Source organism: Pseudoalteromonas sp. TAP-3C, from assembly GCF_059888565.1.
In genome coordinates, this window is sequence record NZ_CM187618.1 from 2,046,084 (window position 1) to 2,058,504 (window position 12,421).

Below are 12,421 nucleotides of genomic sequence, written 5' to 3' on the forward strand. Positions count from 1 at the left end.
AGTCATAAGCTTTACGAAATAAGGAATTAATCTTTTTCGCTTTTCTTATTGTTTAATCGATATTAACTTAAGTACCCAGCCTTGTTAACAGTTAATTTTCAAAACTATAAATTAGGGCGGCATTTAACTAATACAGATTGATTTAAACTATACGGTATTGAATAAACCAAGAAAATGTTTTGAAAACATTTAGCGTTCTGATGGGTATGTAATTTTTATTTTTTGGTACGGCCGGTTTAGCCTAAAATAAAAAGGGCATCAATGTGATTGATACCCTTTGAAACGAGCGTTTTATCTTAAGTTGTCTACAACATTAACAATAGCCGCTAAAGTATCTTGTCCAAATTGGTATGAACGGCAATCTGACCAACCATAATCTGGATCAGGTAAGTCATTATTATCTTTAAATGGCATTTCAACTGTGTAAGTAAGTGCTTTAAATTCTTCTGCCGTCGCTGATGAACCGACAGTTAAGTTAGCTTTACCTGGCTCGTCTTTATCGTAGCCATGCTCAACTTGAAACTCAGGCGTAATAGTTAAAAGCGCGGCTTTAAAGCTGTCTTCTAGGGCTTTTAAGCGTGCATCATAGCTTGGTATGCCTTCACTACCGGCAACAAAGTTATATGGAATCGCCTCATCACCATGAATGTCTAGGTGCATGTCTAGACCTACTTCGCGCATTTTATTAAGCACTAAGTAAACTTCGGGGCTGTTTTCCATGCTGGGTGTTTGCCATTCACGGTTTAAATTAACCCCTTTAGCATTAGTACGTAAGTGACCGCGTACACTGCCATCTGGGTTCATGTTCGGTGCGATGTAGAATACCGCTTTGGATAGTAATGCGGCAGCATGTGGGTCTTCATCATCAAGTAGTTTATGTAATAAGCCCTCTACAAACCACTGAGCCATTGTTTCACCAGGGTGTTGACGCGCAGTGATCCAAATGATTTTTTTATCTTCACTTGGTTGACCAATTTTAAGCACGCTCATATCGCGCCCATCAAGCGTTTGCCCAAGCGTTTCTAGTTGGCAAATTTCTTGGCTTTGTGCCCAGGCTAATAAATCTAAGTGACGGTCGTAGCTATAAGGAGCAAAGTAGGCAAAATAAACACTGCTGCACTCTGGCTCAAGTTCAAATTTTAGTGTGCCATTTTCATACGAAGACGGAACACGGAACCATGTTTGACGGTCGTATGAAGCAACAGCTTGGTAGTCTACCCAGCCATCTGGGTATGCAGACTTATCAAGATTATTGATATTTAACTGGTGTAGTTGATAAGGTGTTGTTTCAAGGCGAAAGTGAAACCACTGGTAAAACTCAGACTGATGATCTTTATTAATTTCTAACTGAATATTTAACGGATCGGTGGCTTCAATAACTTTAATATTACCACTGTCGAAATTGCTACTAATTTTCATTACAATAAACCTATTAGTTAACTGCGTGCTTTGGCTAAAAGGCTTAGCCAAGAGGTAAATACATGTTAATGCATATTAAAATGCAAAAAAACGTACCCAATTCAATAAATCGTACCATAACCGCTACACTTTAAAAATATTCAGGCCTAAAAAAGCCAGCAAGTGCTGGCTTTTTTAATTACTCATGTGTTTATCGCGGTAAACTTGGGAATGAGACTTCTGCCATATCGCGCATACAGCGAACTACCTGACAACTATAACCAAACTCATTGTCGTACCATACGTAAAGTACAACACGGTTGTCATCAACAATCGTTGCTTGAGAATCAATAACCCCTGCGTAACGACTCCCCACTAAATCGGTTGATACGATTTCAGTTGATGCTGTGTAATCAATTTGATCACGCAGGTCTGAGTGAAGTGCGGTTTCACGTAAAAACGCATTAAGCTCTTCAACCGTTGTACTCTTTTCAAGATTAAGGTTTAAAATAGCTAACGATACGTTAGGTGTAGGCACACGGATTGCGTTACCTGTTAGTTTACCTTCCAGCTCTGGTAATGCTTTCGCAACCGCTTTCGCTGCACCTGTTTCAGTGATAACCATGTTCAATGCTGCAGCACGACCACGACGTTCCGCTTTGTGGTAGTTATCAATTAAGTTTTGGTCATTAGTATATGAGTGAACCGTTTCAACATGGCCATTCTTAATACCAAACTGATCGTTTAATGCTTTAAGTGTGGGTGTAATTGCATTAGTTGTACAGCTTGCAGCACAGACGATTTTGTCTTCAGATTTAATATCGTGGTTATTTACCCCGTAAACAATATTTTTAATATTGCCTTTAGCGGGCGCTGTTAATAATACTTTTGCAGCCCCTTTAGACTCTAAATGTTGACCAAGGCCGGCTTCATCTTTCCAAATACCTGTGTTATCAACAACTAGTGCGTTTTCAATGCCGTACGCGCTGTAATCAACTTCGCTTGGCGAGTTAGCATAAATAACTTGAATGTAGCTACCATTTGCTTTAATTGCGTTACGCTCTTTATCGATGGTGATAGAACCATTAAAAGGGCCATGAATAGAATCACGACGCAATAAGCTTGCACGTTTTTCTAAGTCGCCATCTTTACCACCACGCACCACAATAGCGCGCAGGTTTAAATCGGCATAAGGGCCTGACTTTTCAATTAGTAAACGCGCTAATAAGCGACCAATACGGCCAAAACCGTAAAGGACTACATCACGTGGGGCTTTAGGCTCAGAGTCAACAATTTCAGCAAGCTCATCTTTAACGAACTCTTCTACTGTGCGGCCATTCGCTGCATCTGTGTATAAATAGCTGTATGCTAATTTACCGATATCGATACGGGCAGAATGTAATTCCATTTTACTGATAGCTTCTAAAAACGGGAAACTTTCACGTAAACGAAGTTTAGACCCTTCAAATTGTGCCACTGATTTATGAGACTTGATAATATCAATAGTGCTTGCATTTACTAATGGACGGCCGTAAACCGCAATTTCAATACCACGATTTCGGTACAGTTTACCAATAATTGGTTGCATACTTTCAGCGTAATCTTGGCGCTCTTGCCAGCTACTTGTGTATTCTAACTCGTGAGATGAGGTCATTTTTTTTACCTAATTAAACAATTTTGAACGGATAGCCTAAGAATGTATCGAATTTTGAGAGCAATGCATTCTTTCGGGCAGGGGTATTCTAATTTAATCTCATTTTATTCTCTACTGTTAGAGACTAAAGTTTACGCAAGAATAATACTGCGGATACAAAAAAGGCAGCTTTCGCTGCCTTTTTATTTATTTTTTGCTTGTGCCTACTTCAACACGGGTTTTTAACTTTTGCCCCGGTCTAAAGGTGACTACGCGACGTGCTGAAATGGGAATATCTTCTCCCGTTTTCGGATTACGTCCCGGTCTTTCTTTTTTGTCTCGAAGATCAAAGTTACCAAATCCAGAGAGCTTAATCTGCTCGCCTTTTTCGAGCGCTGAGCGGATTTCTTCAAAAAACGCCTCAACTAAATCTTTGGCATCTTTTTTATTGATCCCGAGCTTTTCAAATAGGTGTTCAGCTATGTCGGCTTTAGTAAGCGCCATATCTAGTCCCTCAACGATGCATTAAACTGTTCGGCCAGTGCGGCCACCACGTTATCAACTACCTGATTGATATCTTTCTCTTCGAGTGTTCTATCAACCGCTTGCAGTGTTAGAGCAATCGCCAAACTCTTATAATTTGGCTCAATACCTTTGCCCTTATACACATCGAATAAGTTTAGGTCAACCAATTGATTTCCGCCAACTTTTCCGATGACGTTTAAAATATCACCAACTTTAACGCTGTCTTGCACTAAAATCGCGATGTCGCGGCGATTTGATGGGAATTTAGACACCCCAACAGCCTGCGGTAAATTTCTTTTTTCTAACGCCGACATTTCAATTTCAAACACAAAAGCAGCATTATTGATATCTAATAATTTTTGCGCCTGAGGGTGTAATGCACCAAAGAAACCTACTTTTTTACCATCAACATAAATTACAGCTGACTGCCCAGGATGAAGGCCATCTGATTGCTCAGCTTTAATTTCAAAGCGGTTAACATCGTTGGTGATTGCAAGTAACGCTTCAACATCCCCTTTTAAATCATAAAAATCAACGTGTCGTTTTTCTTCAATCCAATGCTCACCATGCGCAAGCCCAGTAATAACACCACCAATGACCGGCACTTGATACACGCCATTTTCTGCGCTTTCATCGCTGATAAACTTAAGGCCGTGTTCAAATAAGCGAATACGTGGTTGCTGGCGGTTTTGGTTATAGGCAACAGAGGCTAATAAACCCGGCATTAAACTTACACGCATCGCTGACATTTCGATGGAAATTGGGTGCGGCAATACCAATGCGTTACACTCTGGATGTAAAATAGCTTGCGCTTTAGGATCAACAAAACTGTAAGTAATGGCTTCTTGATAACCACGCGTAACTAGCGCATTACGAAAACGGCTCAGTGCAACGGTTGACTCATCATGCGTGGTCATTTTAAGCTTTGCCGTCGGTGCCACATTCGGAATGCTATTATAACCGTATACACGAGCCACTTCTTCGATTAAGTCTTCTTCAATGCGAATATCAAAACGGTAACTTGGCACATCAGCGCTCCAGCTAGCATTTTCAAATTTAACATCTAGCCCTAAACGCGTAAGAATATCGGTTACTTTCGCATCGTCAATGTGATGGCCAATAACACGGTCTAGACGAGAACGACGTAAACGCACTTCTGTTACTTTTGGTAGTTTATCTGCAGCAACCGCTTCAACGATTGGACCTGCGTTACCACCTACAATCTCCAGCAGCAGTGCTGTAGCGCGCTCCATTGCATCGTGTTGTAGTGCAAAGTCTACGCCGCGCTCATAGCGATGAGATGCATCAGTGTGCAAACCATAGCTGCGTGCTTGCCCTGCAATGGCCACCGGATTGAAAAATGCGCTTTCTAATAAGATATCAGTTTTTTTTTCAGTAACACCTGATTGCTCACCGCCAAAAATACCGGCAATGGCTAGCGCTTTGTGATGATCGGCAATCACTAATGTCGATTCATTTAACTTCGCGGTATTACCATCGAGTAAAACCAGCTCTTCACCAGGGGTTGCACTACGTACTTTAATTCCACCCTCAATGGCATTTAAATCAAATGCATGCATTGGGTGGCCAAGCTCTAACAATACGAAGTTAGTAACATCAACAACCGGATCAATTGAACGTACACCACTGCGACGTAGCTTTTCAACCATCCATAAAGGCGTTTCAGCGGCTAAGTTAATGCCCTTAATAACACGCCCTAAATAACGAGGACAGGCATCATCGTTAACCAACTCAATTGATACTTTGTCTTCAATTGTCGGGGTTACCGCTGGAATGCTTAATGTATTTACGTCAATACTGTTCAGGACGCCGACTTCACGGGCAAGCCCTTTAATACCTAAACAGTCGCCACGGTTAGGCGTTAAATCTACGTCAATGATGTTGTCATCAAGCGCTAAATATTCGCGTAAATCGGTACCAATAGGTGCATCAAGTGGCAATTCCATAATGCCATCGCCTTCTTCACTAATACCTAGCTCATCAAATGCACATAACATGCCGTTTGAAGGCTGACCGCGAAGTTTGGCTTTTTTAATTTTAAAATCACCCGGTAACACTGCGCCAACAGTGGCAACTGCAACTTTAATACCTTGGCGGCAATTTGGTGCACCACATACGATATCCAGTAGCTCATCGCCACCGATATTAATTTTTGTTACACGTAGTTTATCTGCATCAGGGTGCTGGCCACACTCAATCACTTCTCCTACCACAACGCCATTAAATTTGGCGGCTGCCGGCTCAACGCTATCTACTTCTAAACCAGCCATTGAAAGCTGTTCCGAAAGAGCTTGCGTATCAATTGCAGGGTTTACCCACTCTCTTAACCACTTTTCACTAAATTTCATTTTATCTCTTCACTCTTAACGGAACTGGTTTAGGAATTTTAAGTCATTTTCGAAAAACGCACGTAAATCATTTACGCCGTAACGCAACATGGTTAAGCGCTCAACACCCATACCAAAAGCAAAACCGGTGTATTTTTCAGGATCGATGCCTACAGACTTAAGTACGTTAGGATGAACCATGCCGCAACCTAATACTTCTAACCATTTACCGTCTTTACCCATCACGTCCACTTCGGCTGAAGGCTCAGTAAATGGGAAGAATGAAGGACGAAAACGAATTTCCATGTCTTCTTCAAAAAAGTTACGTAAAAAGTCATGTAAAATACCTTTAAGCTCAGTGAAGCTTACATCAGTATCAACCATCAACCCTTCCACCTGATGGAACATTGGGGTGTGTGTTTGGTCGTAATCGTTACGGTATACACGCCCTGGCGAAATAATACGCAGTGGCGGTTGCTCAGTTTCCATAGTTCGAATTTGTACACCACTGGTTTGAGTACGCAGTACCAGCTTAGGATTAAAGTAAAAGGTATCGTGATCGGCGCGAGCTGGGTGATGCTCTGGAATATTCAATGCATCAAAGTTATGAAAGTCATCTTCAACCTCAGGACCTGATTTAACGGCAAAACCAAGTTCACCAAAAAAGCTTTCTATGCGCTCAATAGTGCGAGTAACCGGGTGTAAACCACCCGATGGCATAACACGACCTGGTAAAGTCACATCGACTGTTTCTGCTGCTAATTTTTCTTCTAATGCTTTACTTGCTAACAATTCACGTTTGTCATTAATCGCAACTTGCACGTCTTGCTTAGCTTGGTTAATTACTTGGCCTGCTTCTTTACGTTCTTCAGCAGCAATTTTACCTAACGTTTTAAGTAAGCTGGTAATTTCGCCTTTTTTACCAAGATAGTTAACCCTGATCTCTTCTAGCTGCGCGATTTCACTGGCACTGGCCACCGCCTCAAGTGCTTGCGCTAATATGTTTTCTAAGTTCATTCGATACCTGATCTTTCACAGAAGGTGATTACAATTTAGTTAGCTAATGATAACTGAAAGCAGGGTCTAGATTCTAGACCTACTAGAGCTTTAGCGTTGATTTTATAAAAGGAATAGTCAATTTTCGTTGTGCAGCCATGGATGCATGATCTAATTTGTCTAATACGTCTAATAAAGCGCGCATATCACGACTTAAACGCGTTAATAAAAATCGCGCACACTCATCAGTTAACTCAAGCCCACGCATATTCGCACGCTTAACCAGCGCTTGTGCTTTATCATCATCACTCATAGAGCGAATTTGAAACGTCGTGCCCCACTTTAAACGCGATTCTAAATCGGGCAAACTAATATTAAGCATATTTGGCAGTAAATCAGCGGTCACTACCAACATTTTATTGGGTTCATTAAAGCGATTAAAAAAATTAAATAACGCCTTTTCCCAAGCATCATTGCCCGCCACTAAATGAACATCATCAATACATAGTACATCTAATGCTTCAAGGCCATCTAAAACCATCGGGCCAAAATGAATAACCTCACGCATTGAAAGTAACATATTGGATAAACCACGCTCTTGGGCTTGAATACAGGTGGCATATAATAAGTGAGACTTTCCTGAATCTCCTAAACCACATAAATAAGTATACTGAAAAGAATGAGCAAGCTTAGAAAAGCTATCTTTAAGATGATTTACCTCTAATGAATCTTCTCCCCCAAAATAAGAGGCAAATGTTTCATCATCTGGTAACGTAACCGGTAACGCCATTTGCATTGGCTCTTGAGATGACATTAATTTTCAACCCATTGATACTCTAAGCTTTGCTCATCAACAATATGATAAAAATCACGAGGATCAATGTAATTCTTAAAGGCACTGTCTAGTCCAAGGGCTTTTTTAAGGTCGTTCACGGTTCCCGTATGCGTTAGCTCAAACTCGGTTAAATCAGGTGTTTTCCTTAAAATAACGGCGTTGGTGACGACACTTAGATTTAGTAATCGACGCTTAGCTAGTTCAATATCAACAAAACTATCTGTGCCTTTTAAGGTTAAATTAGCAGTACGTTGTTCATAATAGGCATTTGGATCTATTGCATATTCACTGGCAAGACCTTGGGCAAGATTGTCAATCATTTGCGCAACAATTTGTTGCCTACCACCAGTAATACGATTAGATTCAAAAAGATCATCATTTGTGAAGCGCCAATCCAATACCCAATTATCTGAGTTAAACTCTTGATACATCCTAGCCGTGATACTTTTTTCGGCACTATAGCGTCTAGATGCCTCTTCTACTGGTTCGGAAAAGTTACCCCAAACTTCAGGAACTCCAACCAAACGACGGTCTTGTAAATCCAGTAAAGGCACTATAATGGGTAAACCTCTTCGACTCGCTTTATCATAAATGAGCTGTTCTAGCTGAGGGTAACTTTCTTGCGTAACAAGTTCACGTTGCTTGTTATTTTCGATACCGAGCCAAATAGCAACGAGTGGACGTTGAGCGCCCCACAAAGGCAAGTTTAATTCTTTGATAAGCGCATCAATCTTACGTGCCTCAAATTTGACAAGTAATTTGAGCTTTCCATTTATGCGTTCATCATATTCAAATTTCAGCATATAGTCAGATATGTCTTTAGTACGTTGTTGCGCCAGTTGATTTTCATCTGCATTTTTATTACCACTCACTTTTACTAATACGTTAAGTAGTGCTTTGCGGCTAGCATCTAAACGTACATCACGGGATTTATCATCTACAACTAAAATATCTTGATATAAATCAGTCACTTCAACCGCTGATACAAAAGCACAAAAGAAAATCGATAAGGCGCTAATTAATAATCTATACACAGGCGAATCATTCTTGGTTTTAAACTGTTTTGATCCTAAATCAAAGACACTCACAAAGCAAAATTATATTACTGAGTTAGGCATGGGCTCTTGGCCTGGTGTGTTTACTTTATTCCAGACAACAAAAAACCCGTCACATTGCTGTAACGGGTTTCTCTTATTTGGAGCCTGGCAATGTCCTACTTTCACATAGCAAATGCTACACTATCATCGGCGCTGTTTCGTTTCACTACTGAGTTCGGCATGGAATCAGGTGGGTCCAAAACGCTATTGTCACCAAGCAAATTTGGTATTAATCCGCTCTTTCGAGCCAATTAATTAAAATTTGAAAATGCTGATAATTGTTTTCTTACCGCTGAAAGCTTATCGCTTGCAGCTGCTAGTAAATCTACTTTAGTTATATTAACTTCTTCGCTTGTTTCACTATCACATAAAACGCGTTTGGCGTTGTATGGTTAAGCCTCACGGGTAATTAGTACAAGTTAGCTTAACATGTCACCATGCTTCCACACCTTGCCTATCAACGTTGTAGTCTTCAACGGCCCTTCAGAGACTTTAAAAGTCTAGTGAGAACTCATCTCGAGGCCTGCTTCGCGCTTAGATGCTTTCAGCGCTTATCAGTTCCGAACGTAGCTACCGGGCAATGCCATTGGCATGACAACCCGAACACCAGCGGTTCGTTCACTCCGGTCCTCTCGTACTAGGAGCAACCCCTCTCAATTCTCAAACGCCCACGGCAGATAGGGACCGAACTGTCTCACGACGTTCTAAACCCAGCTCGCGTACCACTTTAAATGGCGAACAGCCATACCCTTGGGACCGACTTCAGCCCCAGGATGTGATGAGCCGACATCGAGGTGCCAAACACCGCCGTCGATATGAACTCTTGGGCGGTATCAGCCTGTTATCCCCGGAGTACCTTTTATCCGTTGAGCGATGGCCCTTCCATTCAGAACCACCGGATCACTATGACCTACTTTCGTACCTGCTCGACGTGTCTGTCTCGCAGTTAAGCTGGCTTCTACCATTACACTAACCGTACGATGTCCGACCGTACTTAGCCAACCTTCGTGCTCCTCCGTTACTCTTTGGGAGGAGACCGCCCCAGTCAAACTACCCACCAGGCACTGTCCGTAACCCCGATTCAGGGGCCAACGTTAGAACATCAAAACTACAAGGGTGGTATTTCAAGGTCGACTCCACAAAAACTAGCGTCTCTGCTTCTTAGTCTCCCACCTATCCTACACATGTAGGTTCAATGTTCAGTGCCAAGCTGTAGTAAAGGTTCACGGGGTCTTTCCGTCTAGCCGCGGGTACACAGCATCTTCACTGCGATTTCAATTTCACTGAGTCTCGGGTGGAGACAGCGTGGCCATGGTTACACCATTCGTGCAGGTCGGAACTTACCCGACAAGGAATTTCGCTACCTTAGGACCGTTATAGTTACGGCCGCCGTTTACCGGGGCTTCGATCAAGAGCTTCTCCGAAGATAACCCCATCAATTAACCTTCCGGCACCGGGCAGGTGTCACACCGTATACGTCATCTTGCGATTTTGCACAGTGCTGTGTTTTTAATAAACAGTCCCAGCCACCTGGTCACTGCGGCTCCAATTAGCTCAGGGAGCAAGTCCCGTCACCAATCGGAGCGTACCTTCTCCCGAAGTTACGGTACGATTTTGCCTAGTTCCTTCACCCGAGTTCTCTCAAGCGCCTTAGTATTCTCTACCTGACCACCTGTGTCGGTTTGGGGTACGATTCGGTATAATCTGAAGCTTAGAGGCTTTTCCTGGAAGTATGGCATCAGCAACTTCATCACCGTAGTGACTCGTCTCGTGTCTCAGGTTTAATGTTTGTCCGGATTTACCTAAACAAACGCCCTACTCACTTTCACATGGACTACCAACGCCATGCTTGCTTAGCCTGCTCCGTCCCCCCATCGCAATTATACCAAGTACGGAAATATTAATCCGTTTCCCATCGACTACGCCTTTCGGCCTCGCCTTAGGGGTCGACTTACCCTACCCTGATTAACATGGGATAGGAACCCTTGGTCTTCCGGCGTGCGGGTTTTTCACCCGCATTATCGTTACTCATGTCAGCATTCGCACTTCTGATACGTCCAGCATGCCTCCCGGCACACCTTCAACCGCTTACAGAACGCTCCCCTACCACTTGAGCATACCCCGAAACTATCTCTATCATCATCGACTCACGTTTAGGTGACGCTTGAACGCTGGGCGCTTCGCGCTGTCAACGTTAATCAAAATAGCTTGGGTGGTATGCTCAAATCCGCAGCTTCGGTGCATAGTTTAGCCCCGTTACATCTTCCGCGCAGACCGACTCGACCAGTGAGCTATTACGCTTTCTTTAAAGGATGGCTGCTTCTAAGCCAACCTCCTGGCTGTCTGGGCCTTTCCACATCGTTTCCCACTTAACTATGACTTGGGGACCTTAGCTGGCGGTCTGGGTTGTTTCCCTCTTCACGACGGACGTTAGCACCCGCCGTGTGTCTCCCGGATAGTACTTTACGGTATTCGGAGTTTGCAAAGGGTTGGTAAGTCGGGATGACCCCCTAGCCTTAACAGTGCTCTACCCCCGTAAGTATTCGTCCGAGGCTCTACCTAAATAGATTTCGGGGAGAACCAGCTATCTCCCGGTTTGATTAGCCTTTCACTCCTAACCACAGGTCATCCCCTAACTTTTCAACGTTAGTGGGTTCGGTCCTCCAATTGATGTTACTCAATCTTCAACCTGCCCATGGCTAGATCACCGGGTTTCGGGTCTATACCTTGCAACTATTCGCCCAGTTAAGACTCGGTTTCCCTACGGCTTCCCTAATCGGTTAACCTCGCTACAAAATATAAGTCGCTGACCCATTATACAAAAGGTACGCAGTCACCTAACAAGTAGGCTCCTACTGCTTGTACGTACACGGTTTCAGGTTCTATTTCACTCCCCTCACAGGGGTTCTTTTCGCCTTTCCCTCACGGTACTGGTTCACTATCGGTCAGTTGGGAGTATTTAGCCTTAGATGATGGTCCACCTATATTCAGTCAAAGTTTCACGTGCTCCGACCTACTCGATTTCACTTAAAATGCGTTTTCATGTACGGGACTATCACCCTGTATCGTGGCGCTTTCCAGCGACCTTCCATTAACACATAATTAGCTTAAGGGCTGTTCCGATTTCGCTCGCCGCTACTCTCGGAATCTCGGTTGATTTCTTTTCCTACGGGTACTTAGATGTTTCAGTTCTCCGCGTTCGCTTCGTTAACCTATGTATTCAGTTAACGATACCTGCAAGCAGGTGGGTTTCCCCATTCGGAAATCCTAGTCTCAAGTGCTTTTTACTAGCTTGACTAGGCTTATCGCAAGTTAATACGTCCTTCATCGCCTCCAACTGCCAAGGCATCCACCGTGTACGCTTAGTCACTTAACCATACAACCCAAACGGGTCTTTGTTTTGTGACAGTTTAACTTCGCCAGAAGTTAATATTGAATACTAAAGTAGATACCAATCAACAAACGTAAACGTTTATTAAATGGCACTGAATGATACTGCTATCATTGTTTTTTACTTTTGAAAACTCTGTACAAATAACAAATGTCATTCATACGAATTTTATTATCAGCTTTTCCAAATTTTTAAAGA

Annotated in this window: 7 protein-coding genes and 2 rRNA genes; all 9 read right to left on the reverse strand. The window is 42.8% G+C overall.

Going from position 1 to position 12,421, the window contains the following annotated elements; genetic code table 11:
* Nucleotides 1-291 precede the first annotated feature (291 nt).
* The gene (locus AC6H44_RS09635) at nucleotides 292-1,419 is read right to left on the reverse strand and encodes a M14 family metallopeptidase (RefSeq protein ID WP_500735242.1); all 1,128 of its coding nucleotides are present in this window, start codon (nucleotides 1,417-1,419) and stop codon (nucleotides 292-294) included.
* A gap of 190 nt (nucleotides 1,420-1,609) precedes the next feature.
* Nucleotides 1,610-3,052 (reverse strand): glyceraldehyde-3-phosphate dehydrogenase, encoded by a 1,443-nt coding sequence (locus tag AC6H44_RS09640; RefSeq protein WP_500735243.1) that lies wholly within the window; start codon nucleotides 3,050-3,052, stop codon nucleotides 1,610-1,612.
* A 186-nt stretch (nucleotides 3,053-3,238) separates the two neighbouring features.
* Nucleotides 3,239-3,535 carry an integration host factor subunit alpha gene (gene ihfA / locus AC6H44_RS09645; protein ID WP_008114070.1) on the reverse strand — a complete coding sequence of 99 codons (297 nt, stop codon included), beginning with the start codon at nucleotides 3,533-3,535 and terminating at the stop codon, nucleotides 3,239-3,241.
* A gap of 2 nt (nucleotides 3,536-3,537) precedes the next feature.
* Nucleotides 3,538-5,925 carry a phenylalanine--tRNA ligase subunit beta gene (gene pheT, locus AC6H44_RS09650; protein WP_500735244.1) on the reverse strand — a complete coding sequence of 796 codons (2,388 nt, stop codon included), beginning with the start codon at nucleotides 5,923-5,925 and terminating at the stop codon, nucleotides 3,538-3,540.
* 15 nt (nucleotides 5,926-5,940) lie between these two features.
* Nucleotides 5,941-6,921: a phenylalanine--tRNA ligase subunit alpha gene (gene pheS / locus AC6H44_RS09655; protein ID WP_500735245.1), complete on the reverse strand. Its 981-nt coding sequence runs from the start codon at nucleotides 6,919-6,921 to the stop codon at nucleotides 5,941-5,943.
* A gap of 82 nt (nucleotides 6,922-7,003) precedes the next feature.
* Entirely contained in the window at nucleotides 7,004-7,714 is a 711-nt protein-coding gene (gene hda / locus AC6H44_RS09660) for a DnaA inactivator Hda (protein ID WP_500735246.1), read from the reverse strand.
* Nucleotides 7,714-8,769 carry a DUF8605 domain-containing protein gene (locus tag AC6H44_RS09665; protein ID WP_500735247.1) on the reverse strand — a complete coding sequence of 352 codons (1,056 nt, stop codon included), beginning with the start codon at nucleotides 8,767-8,769 and terminating at the stop codon, nucleotides 7,714-7,716. Before AC6H44_RS09665 ends, hda begins: the two co-directional genes overlap by 1 nt.
* A gap of 166 nt (nucleotides 8,770-8,935) precedes the next feature.
* Nucleotides 8,936-9,050: ribosomal RNA gene (gene rrf, locus AC6H44_RS09670) — 5S ribosomal RNA — on the reverse strand.
* 170 nt (nucleotides 9,051-9,220) lie between these two features.
* Nucleotides 9,221-12,208: ribosomal RNA gene (locus AC6H44_RS09675) — 23S ribosomal RNA — on the reverse strand.
* Nucleotides 12,209-12,421: the final 213 nt, after the last annotated feature.